The organism is Sporosarcina sp. P34, from assembly GCF_002743375.1.
In the GTDB taxonomy this organism is placed as follows: Bacteria; Bacillota; Bacilli; order Bacillales_A; family Planococcaceae; genus Sporosarcina.
Window position 1 is genome coordinate 26895 of sequence record NZ_PDZC01000002.1, and the last position, 16186, is coordinate 43080.

Below are 16186 nucleotides of genomic sequence, written 5' to 3' on the forward strand. Positions count from 1 at the left end.
CATTACATGTAGTATATACGCACTGTTCCTTCTCTCATCCAGACTTTAACTGTCGGCTTTGGAGTTTCACCAAATCCACCTTCCGCTTATTGAAAGCATCCGGGTCACGGACTAAGAGCTTGCTAGCTCATCACCGTCGGTAGGGAATTACACCCTGCCCCGAAGGAAACATATTCGATTAACTAAAAGTCTAGCACATATGATGACTAAATAACAATAGTTGAATATTTATTCTGACGACAACATCCATTTTTGACAATCATAACGATCTGATGTACAGGGATTGGTTCCATTACCCAAATTCGCTTCTCAAGCTTTTGCACGGAATGAATATCTTCGATAATCGTCAATTTTCTGACTTCTATACCCTTCTTCAGACTGTCATCTTCTATTTTTTAGACTGGAATGTTAATTCAATTGCAGTAGTTAAAATTTCGACTCCTGTTGCCAACGCGTCTTGATTAAATGTCATGTGTGGATGGTGGAGTCCTGGCGTTAAGCCGCATCCCAATCCTAGCATTGTACTTTTGACAGTTGGTCGTTTTACAGAATAGAAGTGAAAATCTTCCCCGCCTGGTGTGACAACAGTACGTGTAGTCTTCTCTTTACCGATCACTTTAGCAATCGCTTGGTACATTAGATCTTCTGCTTCAACATTTACTTCCGCTGCGACCATTTCTGCCATAACTTCATAGTTAATGTCTACATCGTATTGTCTTTCTACTGCTTGAATCACACGTTCCACTTGTTCATATAATTCATCCATCACCACATTTTCCTGGGCTCGTAAATCCAAACTGAATTTAGCATTGCCGGGAATGATATTGGCAGATTCTCCTCCCGCTTGGAACATCGTCATCTTCGCTGTATGTGAAACCATTGGATTACAATGAATGGACTGTAAACCTGCTACCAACGTAGCCCCGACCTCAATGGCATTCTTTCCTTGATGCGGTCTTGCACCATGTGCTTCTGTTCCCTTTATCGTTCCACTAATCATTTTCGCCGCACCGTGACGCAGTGAGGCAGCGGAGTAACCGTCAGCCATTTCATCCGCTGCTCTTACATGAACGCCGTATAAGTAATCGATATCATCGATCAATCCCTGCTCCAGAACAGCTAGCGCACCTTTTCCCTTCTCTTCCGCAGGCTGAAAGAATACTTTTAATGTGCCTTTCTCGGGAATTCCACGTTCTTTCGCCATAAGCAATGCGCCAATTCCCATTGTCATATGCCCATCATGTCCGCATGAATGATTCGCTTGGTACACACCATCCACTTCTTGCCACAACGCATCTATATCTACACGTAATCCGACTACCGGCTTACCTTCACCGATCGTAACGGATAAACCTGTTATACCGTCGAATAACTTTACATTAAATCCTTCACGCTGAAGAAACTCTTTTAAGTAAGTTGTCGTTTTTGTTTCCTTCCAACTGACTTCCGGATGATTGTGCAAATGTGTAAACACTTCATCTAGTTTTGGCCTCAGTAATTGTACTTGCTCCTTCATTCATATACCTCCTAAAATCCAACTCTCATTATTTATTACGAACTGTTTATTCCTAAATTTTCAAACTCCTCAATAATTCTAGCACAAAAAAGACTTCTCTATCACATCGCGTGAAGGGAAGTCTTTTTCGTAATAATTAAAAAGTCCAAAGAATCATCATGCCGAATAATAGCGTCATGTAATTGACTGAATACAAGAACATCAAGTTAGCCCATTTATAATCATCTTTTGCATAGAATCCGTATATACTAGCCGCAATATATCCAAGGTTCATCAACGTCGCGATTATAATGAATGTAGTGCCAAACATTGTTAATAAAAACGGTAACGGCAATAAACATAATACATAAACTAGCATCTGACGTTTTGTGATATTAAATCCATAAACGACAGGCAACATCGCTACGTTAGCCGCACTATAATCTTTGTACTTCTTCATAGCAATTGCAAATGTATGAGGCATTTGCCAAATAAATAGTATAACGACCAAAACAATCGGTACAATATGATCTGCCGGCATTATAGCCGCCCATCCTATGAGAGGGGTAACCGCTCCCGACACACTGCCAATCACTGTATTCAATGTGTATTTACGTTTAGACCACATCGTATAGGGTATTACATACGTAAACCATCCGATAAATGCATAAATTGCCGCTTCTAATGTAGTGAATAATAACAATATCATTCCTATTCCCGATAATATCAAACCAATATTTAATACAGTTTTCAAAGCAAAATGGCCTGTCACAGTCGGACGATTTTTTGTTCTTTCCATAACTGTATCAATATCAGAATCAAACCAGTTATTCATTACAAGTGCACCTGCAACAAGCAAAGTGCTACCTATCATGGTTAGCAGGAACACACCCCAGTTGCCCGTGAGTGTCATGCCAGAAAAATATAGTGCCAACCAAAACCCCGTAAAAACCGGAAATACATTCGCGATGAGTACAGGTCCTTTAACTAATGATTTAATATCCGAGAAGAAGGTAGACGCTGAGCGGCTTTGAGTAGTACTCGAAACAACATGGGCTTCTTTCGTCATATTAGGTCCGTTCTCCTTTTACGTTACATTTAAATATCTTTCCATTCGTATATATAACTATATCATTTTCTTAAAAGTAAAATCAAAAAATCATGACAATTCCTTAGAAACTGTTACAAAGATTTGTCCGAAGTGCATAAATATAACCTCGTGTACGATAAAACACTGTTGTTATATGTAATCAGCATACCATATAGTATCACTTTCTCCTACTATTCGACAAAGCATGAGCCTATACCCCTTATAGGTTATCACCTAAGTTTACTCACCACGACCCATCTAACAGAATTTACTTTTTTCATTACAAAAACCTCTAATAGTTTATTTAAAATCGCATGAAGTTACAAGTTATCTAAATAATTAAATTGATATTAATTTAATTATCCTGTAAACTCGTGTAATAGTATCGCGAAAAAATGATGATTTTTCCTTGATCTCTTCAACTACCTACGTATTTTTTCTCGTGGTTGCTTTTAAGAGATCCAAGCAAAAAACAGCATTCCGTGATGTAAAAATTATAAAGAGAAAGGATTTGATTTTTTGAGAAAGTTTATATCGTTTTTATCTATTCTAACAGTAGTACTTTTAACAGCGTGCGGTAACAGTGATAGTAAAGATTCAATAAGTACGATTAAACTGGCAGATGCAGGCTGGGATAGTGTTCGAATTCACAACAGCATTGTACAGACTATTTTAGAAGAAGGTTATGGCTATGATACGGAAATAGTAAACGGTACTTCTCCTGCAACACTGCAAGCGTTACAACAAGGTGATCTACAAGTTTATACAGAAGTTTGGTCTGATAACTTGGGTGAAGCGTATACAAAGGCAGTCGACAGCGGAGACATCGAAACAGTTTCAACAAACTTCGACGATAACTCTCAGGGTCTGTATGTTCCTACATACGTAATTAAAGGTGATCCAGAGCGTAACATCGAAGCCGTAGCCCCTGATTTGAAAACAGTAAAAGACTTAGAAAAGTATCCTGAATTATTCCGAGATCCTGAAAACAAGGATAAGGGACGTATCATCGGTGCACCATCTAGCTGGTTGGTCAGTAAACACTTGGATGAAAAAATAACCACGTATGGCTTAGATGGAAAGTATACGTACTTAGCTCCTGGTTCTGACGCATCCATCGTAGCTGACTTAGCTAGTGCATATAAAAAAGGTGAGCCATGGGTTGGTTATTACTGGTCTCCTACCTGGGTGACTGCAACATATGACTTAACACTCTTAGAGGACGAGCCTTTTAATCAAGAGGCTTGGGATAAAGATAAGTCTGGTGAATTTCCTCCTAATGATGTCTACGTCAGTGTGCATAAAGATTTAAAAACACAAGCTCCTGAAGTAGTAGAGTTCTTGAGTCATTACAAAACTAGCAGTGCATTGACAGAAGAAGCGTTAAAGTATATGGGTGAAAATGAAGCTAGTCCAGATGATACTGCAAAGTGGTTTATGAAAGAACATGAAGATCTCTGGACTTCATGGGTACCCGAAGATATTGCTGAGAAAGTTAAAGCAGCACTGTAATACATTTTTGAATTTGCCGGGGTGGGCGCTTTCCGCTCCACCCCTTATCTTTTGTATTATTACTAAACCTAGAGAAAGAGAGGGACAAGCTAGTACGTCCTAGCTTACTGCCTATGAATGAATTCCCTAACGTCAGAATACCCGTAGGAGATTATGTAGAAAAGTTTATCGATTTTCTTGCAATGAATTTTGGCTGGCTATTTGATTTAATCTTCACGATTGCCTCCACTACAATCCGAACTATTGAAACAGCTCTACTCGCTACACCTTGGTGGGCTATTATGATTGTGGTGTTCCTACTTGGTTGGTATTTAAATTCCATTTTGAACGGCATACTGTTTGCCGCCTTTATCTTTTTGATTGGTTCCTTCAATTTATGGGAAGATACAATGACAACAGTCGCTATTATTGTCATATCTGTTGTACTATCCCTGGCGATTGGCATTCCAGTCGGCATCTTGATGGCTTTTAGCAAGACATTTTCCGTCATTATACGTCCTCTATTAGATGCTATGCAGACGATGCCTACATTTGTCTACTTAATACCTGTAATATTCTTCTTCCCTCTTGGGAATGTTCCCGCAATTATTGCGACCATCATTTACGCATTACCGCCAGTTATCCGTCTAACAGAACTCGGCATCCGAAACGTTGATTCTGAAGTGATTGAGTCAGCAGAATCATTTGGATCTTCTCGTAACCAAATGTTAGTAAAAGTACAATTACCTCAAGCATTGCCTACTATGATGGCAGGTATCAACCAAACTACAATGATGGCTTTATCAATGGCTGTTGTGGGTTCTATGGTTGGTGCCCACGGATTAGGTGAACGTGTACTCTTCTCGATCAACCAGATTAATATATCATTAGGATTTGAAGCGGGGATCAGTATCGTATTCTTAGCAATTATTATTGACCGTTTAACCAACGGAGTGGCAGACCGCCTACAAAGTACAGGGAGGAGATCAGCATGACTGTTAAAATTAAAGTAGAAAATGTCACCAAGATCTTTGGTCCTCGCCCTAAAAAAGTCATTCCTATGATTGAAAAAGGAGCTTCTAAGCGCGATATCCTCGAAAAGACTGGACATACAGTCGGTGTCTATAACGCCAACATGGAAATCATGGAAGGTGAAACTTTCGTAATTATGGGGCTATCCGGCAGTGGTAAGTCAACACTTATCCGTTGCTTCAATTTATTGAACAAACCTACGTCAGGTGCGATTTATGTAGATGGTGAGAATATTGTCAATTATAATAAAGAGCAGTTAAAATTTTTCCGTCAGAAGAAAATCGCAATGGTCTTCCAACACTTTGGTTTATTTAGTCATAGAACGGTGATTGAGAATATTGAATACGGTCTGGAAATTCGTGGTTTATCGAAAAGCGAGCGTCGCGATATCGCACAAAAGCATATCAATACGGTTGGTCTGAAAGGGTATGAAAATCAATATCCTGATGAATTGTCAGGTGGGATGCGTCAACGTGTGGGTATTGCCCGTGCCTTGACGAATGATCCGGATATTCTATTGATGGATGAGCCGTTCAGTGCTCTTGACCCACTCATACGAAGAGAGATGCAAATGGAACTTCTAGATATCCAGACACGTCTTCAAAAAACGATCATCTTTATCACGCATGATGTCAACGAAGCATTCCGTATCGGTGATCGTGTGGCAGTTATGAAAGATGGTCACGTAGAGCAAATTGGTACACCGGAAGAGTTATTGGAAACACCAGCAAATGATTATATCATTGACTTCACTCGTGAAATTGATCGCTCAAAAGTGTTACAAGCAATGAATATCATGTCTAAACCATTAAGTGTCATGAACGGCAAAGATGGTCTGCATGTAGCGATTAAGAATATGGAGGAACACGGGATTTCCAGTGTCTTCATTACGAATCGAGAACGACAGTTGCTTGGATTGGTAACAATAGATGGTGCGATCGATGGCGTGAAAAACAAGAAAACGTTGGAGGAAGTTATGACAACCGATGTCTTGACAGCAACACCGGAGGAATATGTTCAAGATATTATTCCGCGTGTGCTAGGTTCAAAATATCCACTTGTTGTCATAGATGAAACGAACCGAATTGAAGGGATCATTTTACGGGTTCATGTACTTTCCAGCATTATTAGCCACTCTGCTGATGGTGAAGTGGAAGGCGAGGAAACACTCAGCCAATCCGTCAAACCAGTTGAGGTAACCGAATAAAAAAGGGAAGAATGAGCATCGTTGCTCACTCTTCCCTTTTATTCACTTTTTCCCGAAACACCGGCACTTTCAAATGTAGCCATTTCATTGACCATCAAGACAGCCGATTGAATGATACTACATGCAACTGCTGCACCTGTACCTTCTCCTAAGCGCATGGACAAGGACAATATAGGTTCTTTTCCTAAGTATTGAAATGCCTTTTGATGTCCTGGTTCCATCGATTGATGACCGAGCAACATATATCCAGCTGCGCCTTTGCTTATGGTCTCCGCTACGCAAGCTGCCGCAGTTGAGATAAAGCCGTCTAAAATAATCGGGATGCGTTTAGATGCCGCCGCGAGCATTGCACCTACCATCGCGGCTAATTCTAGACCACCAACCTTACGAAGCACATCAAATCCATCTGAAGGATTAGGCTGATGAAGAGCTAGTGCCTCCCGTACTACTTTAATCTTATGAAGGTGTTGACCAGACGATATTCCGGTTCCGTAACCAACCAACTCTGCCGGATCTAGCCCTGTAATAGCCGCCACTACAGCACTGCTTGTCGTAGTATTACCAATTCCAACTTCCCCTACTACTAGGAAATCCGCACCTTTTTCAAATAATGCAATCGCTTCTTCATAACCAATCTCCAGTGCTTTTTCTACTTCTTCTTGAGTCATGGCCTCGATATGTAGAAAGTTCTCCGACCCTTGTCGAATCTTCCGGTCTTTCACAGGTTCCGGAAATGCCTCTCCTATTACACCCACATCAACCAATGAAAATTCTGCTTGCTGCTGTCTGCTGAATACATTGATTGCTGCACCACCTACAGCCATATTCTGCACCATTTGACGTGTAACTAGTTGAGGGTATGCCGAAATCCCCTCTTCCACAATTCCATGATCTGCTGCAAATACCAGTACACCTAGTTGGTTTATGCTAGGCAGTTTTCGACCTTGTATCTCGGCTAATGTGACCACGATTTCTTCAAGCTTCCCTAAACTTCCAATAGGTTTCGTCAATGTGTCTACATACGCCTTCGCTTCCGCTCCTGCAGATACATCCAATACAGGTATTGTATACTGTTTCAAGTGATGACCTTCCTTCTCATTATGTATAAGTATTCATCTAGTTTCTCTTATAAGTATATCAGTTGATCATTATAAGTATCCAATTTAATATCTGGCATGCAAATTATGTCGTTTAAAGGTATACTGTAAACAGCGGACATATCATACAGTACGCTAATTACGTTACGATTAGAAAAGGGGCGATACACATGATTAGCGAAAAATTAGCACAAGCTTTGAATGAACAAATGAATAATGAATTCGCCGCAGCACAAACTTACTTATCCATGGCATCTTACTGTGAATATCGAAATTACAGCGGATTTGCGCACTTCTTTCTACAACAAGTAGAAGAAGAGCGGCATCACGCAATGAAAATCTATTCTTATTTGAATGATCGTGGGATTCGTGCGATTATTACAGAAACACCGGCACCTACTACTTCTTTTGATAACTTGGTACACACGTTTGAAGTGGCATTAGTTCAAGAAAAAGAAGTAACCAAATCATTCTATCAAATCATGGATATAGCGTGGGAAGAAAAAGAACACGCAACGATTTCCTTCCTGAACTGGTTCCTTGACGAACAAGTAGAAGAAGAAGCAACATTCGATAGACACATCGAGTATTTGAAGCGGATCCGTGAAGATAAGAACGCATTGTTCATTTACGAGAAGGAACTTTCCACCCGTTCGTTTGAAGCTGAATAAAAAACAGGCAAGCTAGAGGTCTATAGACCTTTTGCTTGCCTGTTCTATTCTATTGATACGGATCAAACACGCTTCGCATATACACTGTTTATACAGATATTCTTCTGGTATTTGCCGAAACACTTCTTCCGGGAAGATCTTCTTTGTACACCAGCAATGCTCCCCACTCTCGGTTGAAGTACCACATAAATTATTCCCTTCGCAAATAGGACATTCACTTTTCATATAATCCTCTTCCTATAACCGATGCTTGTCCAGCTCAGCTGTATTTTTCTTCTCTAACTCCTCCACCCGTTCTTCCAATTCTTTATTTCTTTTCATACTTTCCATCGAATACAAACCAGCTAGTAAAGCGACCACAAATGTTGCGTAGTTAAACCACTCCATACATCCCGCCCCTTTTTACTTTTGTTTTTTCAAAAATAATTCATATACTTTTTTCAATGTGTCTGGTGTGAATTCCATATTATTTTCATACATGTATTTCACTGCATACCCTAGCGCAACTGTCATAGAACCTGCAACACTTGCGGCTACGACCATCCCTGCACCTGGAATCACTTTAACAATTTGTCGAAATGCTGTTTTCCCGATATTTCCTACAATCGTTGCAATGATCAACTCTTTCGCATGGTCTTTTGTAATCGGTTTTCCATACAATGTCGACAGCTTCAACATGAGGCCCACTTGCAATGTCGTCAATGGGATAAAGTCAGCACCTGGAATGGGTACTGCTCCAATCGTAGCAGCTGATGCACCAGCTGCGAGAATCCATCGTTTGGCAATCGATGACTTATCCGCCATATTTGCTGCAAGTAATAGATCTTTATTTGCTTCTTTTAATTGCTGAAGGATCTCTTTTTGTAGGAACTCCATTTGCTCTCCTGTCTTCGAAGAGATTGGAATAACCGGATAAGCAAACCCAGTATGCTCCAAAACATAGTTCACTAAACTCGGAATATCATCAGCTGCATCTATTTTATTGAGTACGAGAATGATTTTCTTGTTGAGTGTAGCAATCTTATTTAATGATTTTAGTTCCGTATCTGACAATACAGTACCTGCTGCATTCAAGAAAAATAAAATCACATCTGCTTGATTATAAAATTTCAGCGTCTCATTTGAATGTTCTTGATAGATATCGTCAAGACCGGGTGTATCAACAAATAGTATATTATCTGTGTAATAAAATTTTTTAACTTCCTTCGTTTCACCCGGTTGCGCGCCCACTTCCGCAACATCTTTTTGCATAAGACGATTCAGTGTAGATGACTTTCCCGCATTCACGTCGCCCACCATCGCTATTAAAATTTCTTTATTTAATTGCTCATTGATAAGATCAGATTCTTGTTTAAACACTTCATCAAATGATTCATCTGACATAAAATTTGGTGTTTTCATTACAGCACGTCCTTTCATTTATTTTGATTATTCAGATTACCCCTATTGTAAAAAAGAGCATCAGTCATTCATCCACTTTTGACTGATGCCCTACGCTATTTATCTCGTTACTTAATAATAAGGTGAAATCAAGATATACACAAGTACCCCGGTGAAACTAACATATAACCAAATAGGCATTGTCCAACGTGCAATTTTGCGGTGACGTGGGATTTCCATATTCCATGCTCTTGCTACACTTGTTAGCGCTAACGGAACGATTGCAGCAGCTAACACGATGTGTGAAAACAAAACAAAGTAATAGAATCCAGCTAAGAAGCCACTGCCGCCAAATGGTGTAGACTCCGATAAAAAATGATATGCGACATACGTCACTAAAAATAAAGCAGTTGTGCCAAATGCTGCATAGATAAAGCGTTCATGCAGTTTGACATTTTTCTTCAAGATCGCAACTAATGCACATACGAGAAACGTAAAAGTGAAACTGTTAAATATGGCATTCAATAAAGGTAAAATCGTAATATCGAATGCTGTGAAATTCTCTACACCTGGCATACCTGCTAAGATGCCAATCGCACCGATAAGAATGACTGAAATAATGATAATCGCCGGACGGTAATTCCGTTTTTTGAAATTCGCGTGCGGTGTTGTTTGATTCGTATAGTTCATATTGTGACACCCCTAATTCTATATTCATAACTACCCTATATCGTACCATACGTAGCACGCTATGCAGGTCAAATTTGTGTCGACTTTTGAAATTGCTCATCTGTTTTTTCTCTGAATTCATCAATAACTTTTATAAACTTTGCAATAGTCGGCGTTAAATAGGAATCAGCACGTCGTACAAAAACCGTTTTAATCTGGCTGTATTTCGGTGGCAAATGATAGCAATAGACTAAACCTTGATCTAGAAGATGAGAAACAGTTGATCTCGGAACGAATGTTACACCTAACCCTGCTGCCACACTTCCAAGAATCGTCTCCAGTGTTCCGAACTCCATCATTTTCGTTGGCTTAAACCGCTCATCTTCAAGCCATGACTCTAAACGCGCCCGATAACCACAACCCTTTCTGAAACAAAGAATTGGCTCATCTTTAATATCTTCTATTGACTGAAACGGTTTACTCGAAAGTAACACAAGTTCTTCTTCAAGAACATCGTGTACAGCCAGGTCGGGATGCATCGTACCTTCCGATATAAAAGCTCCGTCAAGTTGATGGTTGAGAACTTTAAACTGCAATCCTTCTGTTACACCTGTCAACAGTGAAATATCAACTTGCTTATATTTAGTATTATATCTCGATAGAATAATAGGAAGTTTGATGACCGTTTCTACGGATCCTAGCTCAAGCTTTCCTGAAGGCTCTTTGTCGTTTTGCACGACTTTTCTCATTTCATTGGTTAGTGATAATATCTTTTCACTGTAAATGAGAAGTCGTTTCCCTTCAGGTGTCAAGATCATTCCACGGTTGTGCCGGTTAAATAATGGGGTCTTTAGTTCCGATTCGAGTTTTTGTATTCGGGACGTGATATTTGACTGTACATAGCGTAATTCTTTGGCAGCCGCTGTGATCGTTCCCTTCTCCGCGACCATCTGAAATATCTCCAAGTCTTTAAATTCCATGAGAACCCTCCTACTAAAAATCTTCTTATATATATGGTATCAATAAAATCGATAGTTGTCATCATTATTATTCGTTTTACGTGATGTCTAATATAGTGTTTACTAGAGATAGTACATCAAGGAGGTTAAGCAAGTTGAAAAACAAAATTATCTGGGGAGCGTTTCTGTGTTTCTTAGCCAGTGTGTCATGGGGAGCAATGTTCCCAGTTGCCAATAGTGCATTCAAAAATATCGACCCGTTCTATTTCACATTAATTCGTTATCTTTCAGTCACATTACTACTTGTCGTAATATTATGGTTTAAAGAAGGAAAACAAGCTTTCCGTTTCGAGAAGAGAGGGTTATCCCTTTGGTTCTTCGGCACGATGGCATTCGTTGTCTATAACCTCTTCATTTTCTGGGGACAAGATCTAATGGGACAACCCGGGACTATGGTGGCATCTATTTCAGAGGCCATGATGCCGATGATTTCTATCGTTCTTGTATGGATGATTAGTAGACATAAACCACATGGCTTCACGCTCGCTTGTGTGTTTACTGCATTTGTTGGTGTAATGCTTGTCATTACAAAAGGTGACTTACGTACATTCTTCACGGCAACAGACGACATTGTCCCTTCATTACTGATTTTCATCGCGGTTATCGGATGGGTAATTTATACAATGGGTGGAAATCGCTTCAGTGAATGGTCGGCGTTGCGTTATTCTACGTTAAGCTGTTTACTCGGTACACTAACCGCCAGTATAATAGTCTTTTTCGTAACATGGACAGGTTATATTTCCGTCCCAACTGTGACAACATTACAAGTAGTAACACCCCATATGTTGTTTATGATTATATTTCCAGGCATTATTGCATTAGTAGGTTGGAATGTGGGCGTACGCATCCTGTCTCCATTAAATGGTTTATTATTTATTAATTTTGTACCGGTGACTACACTAGTAATTTCATATATACAAGGATATCAGCTAACAATTTTCGATTATATTGGCACACTATTTATCATTGCAGCGCTGTTAGGCAATAATATATTCCTCCGTTTACAGCAGAAGCGTAAAGACGAAGCTCGTCAATATAAAAAACATAGTATGCAGCCTAGCGTTTAATGCAAAGTTAGAAAGCAACTATTTTAGTCAACAAAAAAAAAAGAAACATTCCAATAATTTGGAGTGTTTCTTTGTTTTAATATACTGAGTTTCCTTTAATAGGTTAAATGAAGATTAAAAAGTGAAGCGGTGGACGATACGACTTAAAGCTGTTGCTTCATCTGTTAGTTTGCTAGCATCACTTGCCAACTGCTGGATTCCCTCTACTTGTTCATCCATGCCAGCTACTGTTTGAATGACACTTTCTGTGAATTGTTCAGAGATCTTCGTAATTTGTTCGATAATTTTTTCGATCTGTTCCCCGTCTTTGATTAATTCTTCCGCGTGAAGACTATTGTTTGTAACGGCTGCCTTTGTATCTACCACGGCGTCATTCATATAATGAATCGATTGTCCCGCTATTTTGACGATTTCTACGCCTTCATCAATAGTATCCGCATTCGATTCCACATGTTGTACCGCAATTTTCACTTCGTTATTAGTTTGTTCTAATGTTCGCACAACATCGTTTGCGAATGCATTCGTTTCTTCGGCTAGTTTACGAACTTCATTCGCCACGACTGAGAATCCACTCCCCGCTTCACCGGCTCTTGCTGCTTCGATGGAGGCATTGAGTGCCAATAAGTTCGTTTGTTCAGCGATTTTTGTAATAAGAGAAACTTTTTGAATGACTTGATTGATATCCTCAGCGACCTGCATAATTTTTTGTGAAGATACGTGAACGGCTTCATTGATTTGCCGCATCTTTTCCTCTGTTTCTTCAATTGCTTGACTACCTTCCGTTGCAGCAATCGATGCATTTTCAGACTTGGAAAGTGTTTGCTGTATGCGCAATTCCATTTCCCGAATTCCTGCCATCATCGTTTGAACCATCGCATTGGCGGATTGCAGTGAAGATAGTTGTTGCTCTGTTCCACCTTGGAAATTTTGCATAGTTTCACCATATGAAGTGAAAACATTTGATAATCGACCCGCTTCTGAAGCCTGCACTTCGCTAATTCGATCCACGATTTCAGAAGAGCGATCGAGTTCCGTGACGATATTCTTTGTTCCAATCACGATTTTATTAATTTCAAAACCAATTTGATTAAATTCAGATCTAGATTTTGCAGTTACTTCGGCCGTTAAGTCACCCGATGAAATTTTCCTTGTGACTTTGCGCCAAGACCGTACACCTTTCATAACCATCTTATAAAGAAGAGATGTGAAAATACCCGTAAGCAGTAAAGACGTACTAACAAATGTTACGCCCTGTAAGATAGATAGATTAAATATATACGCAAGTATCCCCATTGCTAAAGCCGGCAATACAACAGCTAAAGTCGCTCCATATAGAATATATCTCTGATGATTTATTCTGCCTAATCGCAGTGTAAATTGGCTGTTTCCTATTTGAATGATCGGCATAGCTGCATCGATAAGTCGCTCACCGGATTTTCGATCATACACTTGCAGCAACGGCTTAGTTGTATTAGCAGCACGCAAACCAATGGCATCGGAAAATACTGTACCTTCCCACAACCGATTAGTATGAATATAGCTTCGACCCACTTCATCCACAATGACAAAGTATTCATCTTCTTCCAGCTGTTCATCCAATAATTGATGAAGTACTTGATAGTTCAAAGTAAATGATTGTTCGCTTTCTATTAATGGTTGGATACGTTTTGTGACCCGTTCTACTTTTTTAAGCGCATTCCTTGCAGAAGATGTACTTAAGAGCTTTTCCAATCACGTCACCTCTTTAGGTCCTTTTATACTATATAATTACTATATCACAAATTATGAGAAAGGTCTTACTTTTTCTTTTCGAAGTGTAAGTATTCATAACATTGCGATATGTAAAAGTATATCCCCTCTTGACCGGTAACATATAGTTCTCGTAGGGATGAACTACTTTACTCATTCTATTTTTACAGTAGTTTATCCTCTATATGCCTTTCAATAAAGTACGAGACACTAAATAAGCTGGGACATAACTTAAAAAACAGTCCGTTCCCCTACGCTACACTCTTGATTACTAACTAATTAAACCTAATAAATAAGTTTCCGTGAAATAAAAAAGGTATGAAGGTGTCTTCTCCTTCATACCTTTTGAGGTTTTGTACTAGCCTCTTCCTCATTTTACATATCTTCTAGCTGAAACATATTCTGATTTATACGGTTCCGCAGTCATTGGAATAACCTCTACAGTCCGTTTAGGATTTGGAGCATGGATCATTTGTCCGTTCCCCGCGTACATCCCTACATGATGAACAATTCCTTTTCCTTTATTATAGGCAAAGAACAGTAGGTCACCGGGTTGTAAATCTTTCTTCTGTACCAACGTTCCATTCAGTGCTTGCACCGATGCATCACGTGGTATATCAATACCATGCTGCCGATAGACTGAGTACGTGAATCCAGAGCAATCCAAACCAAATCCCGAAGTTCCTGCCCATAGATATGTTAATCCGTCAAAGAGCTTGGCTGTTTCTATGATTTGCTGTGTTGTTGGCTTTGGCATGACACCATCCGCTCCTACTATCTTCACTGCACTTTTATCAATAAACTTCACTCCGTCAGCAGGCGTCTGAACAGCAAGTTTATGATCCATGACATTTACAATAGGCAATGTTGTGTTGAAGCTAATAGAACGAAAAGGCTGCTTGCCATTTTCATCAATCGTTAGTGTAGCTGATTTCGTCGCCACCATGGCTGTGTCGCATGTTGCATAGTTAGGAAATACTGTCGTTAAATGATTCTTCAGCATCCATCCTGGATAACCTGCTGCGTTTTTAGGAGATTTTTGGTCAACTACTGCCACTTGAACCCAGTCACCTTTTGTCTGTAGGACTTTTACTGTTTGACCATATAGTGCTTGAGTTTCTAATTTACCTACTAGCCATTGTTTTTCACGCAAGCTCATCGCAGCAACCCATCTCGTAATATCAGGCGATTTATTTATTGCGTAAGCATCAACCGTTCGTGATTTTCCCGGCTCTTTCCACAGTGTTGTAACAGGAACATTTACTGTTTGCACTGGCGTGTTACTCGGCTTATAACAAGCAGATTGTTCTCTGAAATTCGGCTCAAGAATTCGCGCAAGAAATACTGCAAAGTGTCCACGTGTTAAAGTTTGATTTGGCTTAAAGGTGTTATCTAAATAGCCTGTCGTAATGGCATTTACAGATAATTTTTGTATATCAGATACCCCCCAGTATGTTGCAGGTACATCACGGAATCGATATGTCGAATTACCCGTCAAGTTGAATGCGCGAACGAATACCGCTGCCATCTGTCCACGTTTCAAATTGCCATACGGTTGAAATTCATTTTTCTCGTTACCCATAAAGATACCTTCATCGACCATTGTGGCGATCAGTGCGTAATGTGGGTGAGACTGCTTTACGTCTGACAGCTGTACTTCTGGTCTATTATCAACAGTGATTTTTAGTGCGCGTTGGATCATTCCTGAGGCTTCGAGACGTGTGATTGGTTCATTTACACGGAATTTGGCGTTCGCTTTTTCTATAATAATATTATTTTCAACTAGGTATTGTATTTCTTCAGCTGCTGAGTGCTGAGAACGTACATCTTGGAAGACGGTGGCAAGTGAATTCGGTGGGATTGCCAATAGGACTAGCATCATCGTTAGCACTATTGCACTTATCTTTTTCAATTCTAGGACACTTCCATTCTCTTAGGTTGTTTTGCCTTAACTATACCTGAGCAATAATTCTTTGTATAGAAAGAATTCGAAAAACAGCTATGGTTTTCTTTCAAAATACTTTTAAAGGAATAAGCGTAATGAAGTAGTGTAGTCAGTAAAGATGCAGTTATTACTAGTTGTCGTTCATCGATATTTGTATTGTAATTAATTTAGTACTTTAGTTTAAATCCGATCTGAACTTAAACTCACGCAAAAAAGATCTCTCATGAAGTAATTAGACTTCAAGGGAGATCTTTTGTTTACTGAATAGCAGTTC

At 39.6% G+C, this 16186-nt stretch carries 15 protein-coding genes and 1 riboswitch; of the genes, 5 read left to right on the forward strand and 10 right to left on the reverse strand.

The window, feature by feature from the left end:
* Window positions 1-22: 22 nt before the first annotated feature.
* A riboswitch (FMN riboswitch) is annotated at window positions 23-171 on the reverse strand.
* A gap of 217 nt (window positions 172-388) precedes the next feature.
* Together CSV63_RS03905 and cyoE are read right to left on the reverse strand one after the other, a co-directional pair.
* Window positions 389-1516, reverse strand: a complete 1128-nt coding sequence (locus CSV63_RS03905; RefSeq protein ID WP_099694674.1) for a M20 peptidase aminoacylase family protein — start codon at window positions 1514-1516, stop codon at window positions 389-391.
* 136 nt (window positions 1517-1652) lie between these two features.
* Window positions 1653-2564 carry a heme o synthase gene (gene cyoE, locus CSV63_RS03910; protein WP_099694675.1) on the reverse strand — a complete coding sequence of 304 codons (912 nt, stop codon included), beginning with the start codon at window positions 2562-2564 and terminating at the stop codon, window positions 1653-1655.
* 540 nt (window positions 2565-3104) lie between these two features.
* Here cyoE and CSV63_RS03915 point away from each other — a divergent pair.
* The 3 genes from CSV63_RS03915 to CSV63_RS03925 all read left to right on the forward strand — a co-directional run bounded on the left by CSV63_RS03915 (window position 3105) and on the right by CSV63_RS03925 (window position 6315).
* A complete protein-coding gene (locus CSV63_RS03915; RefSeq protein WP_099694676.1) occupies window positions 3105-4097 on the forward strand; it encodes an ABC transporter substrate-binding protein in 993 nt (330 codons plus the stop codon).
* A gap of 113 nt (window positions 4098-4210) precedes the next feature.
* Entirely contained in the window at window positions 4211-5071 is an 861-nt protein-coding gene (locus CSV63_RS03920; protein WP_099694677.1) for an ABC transporter permease, read from the forward strand.
* Window positions 5068-6315, forward strand: coding sequence for a quaternary amine ABC transporter ATP-binding protein (locus tag CSV63_RS03925; protein WP_099694678.1), 1248 nt, complete (start codon window positions 5068-5070; stop codon window positions 6313-6315). The genes CSV63_RS03920 and CSV63_RS03925 overlap by 4 nt, the downstream gene beginning before the upstream one ends.
* A 38-nt stretch (window positions 6316-6353) precedes the next feature.
* On the opposite strand, the gene cobT is transcribed toward CSV63_RS03925, so the two are convergent.
* Complete coding sequence (gene cobT / locus CSV63_RS03930; protein ID WP_099694679.1) at window positions 6354-7394, reverse strand: nicotinate-nucleotide--dimethylbenzimidazole phosphoribosyltransferase; 1041 nt, start codon at window positions 7392-7394, stop codon at window positions 6354-6356.
* 188 nt (window positions 7395-7582) lie between these two features.
* Between cobT and CSV63_RS03935 the strand changes: the two genes are divergently transcribed.
* Entirely contained in the window at window positions 7583-8083 is a 501-nt protein-coding gene (locus CSV63_RS03935; RefSeq protein WP_099694680.1) for a ferritin, read from the forward strand.
* A gap of 12 nt (window positions 8084-8095) precedes the next feature.
* Here CSV63_RS03935 and CSV63_RS03940 read toward each other — a convergent pair whose 3' ends face one another.
* The 5 genes from CSV63_RS03940 to CSV63_RS03955 form a co-directional block, all read right to left on the reverse strand.
* Window positions 8096-8308, reverse strand: a complete 213-nt coding sequence (locus CSV63_RS03940; protein WP_099694681.1) for a cysteine-rich CWC family protein — start codon at window positions 8306-8308, stop codon at window positions 8096-8098.
* 12 nt (window positions 8309-8320) lie between these two features.
* Window positions 8321-8470: a hypothetical protein gene (locus tag CSV63_RS16435; RefSeq protein ID WP_155979564.1), complete on the reverse strand. Its 150-nt coding sequence runs from the start codon at window positions 8468-8470 to the stop codon at window positions 8321-8323.
* 15 nt (window positions 8471-8485) lie between these two features.
* Window positions 8486-9484, reverse strand: coding sequence for a YcjF family protein (locus CSV63_RS03945; RefSeq protein ID WP_099694994.1), 999 nt, complete (start codon window positions 9482-9484; stop codon window positions 8486-8488).
* Between the two features lie 111 nt (window positions 9485-9595).
* Entirely contained in the window at window positions 9596-10153 is a 558-nt protein-coding gene (locus CSV63_RS03950) for a DUF420 domain-containing protein (protein ID WP_099694682.1), read from the reverse strand.
* Between the two features lie 68 nt (window positions 10154-10221).
* The gene (locus CSV63_RS03955; protein ID WP_099694683.1) at window positions 10222-11112 is read right to left on the reverse strand and encodes a LysR family transcriptional regulator; all 891 of its coding nucleotides are present in this window, start codon (window positions 11110-11112) and stop codon (window positions 10222-10224) included.
* Window positions 11113-11246: 134 nt separating this feature from the next.
* Here CSV63_RS03955 and CSV63_RS03960 point away from each other — a divergent pair, with 134 nt between their 5' ends.
* Complete coding sequence (locus CSV63_RS03960) at window positions 11247-12218, forward strand: DMT family transporter (RefSeq protein ID WP_099694684.1); 972 nt, start codon at window positions 11247-11249, stop codon at window positions 12216-12218.
* 114 nt (window positions 12219-12332) lie between these two features.
* On the opposite strand, the gene CSV63_RS03965 is transcribed toward CSV63_RS03960, so the two are convergent.
* On the reverse strand, window positions 12333-13949 hold the full coding sequence (locus CSV63_RS03965; RefSeq protein WP_099694685.1) for a methyl-accepting chemotaxis protein: 1617 nt from the start codon (window positions 13947-13949) through the stop codon (window positions 12333-12335).
* A 388-nt stretch (window positions 13950-14337) separates the two neighbouring features.
* Window positions 14338-15879, reverse strand: a complete 1542-nt coding sequence (locus CSV63_RS03970; protein ID WP_099694686.1) for an NlpC/P60 family protein — start codon at window positions 15877-15879, stop codon at window positions 14338-14340.
* Window positions 15880-16186: the final 307 nt, after the last annotated feature.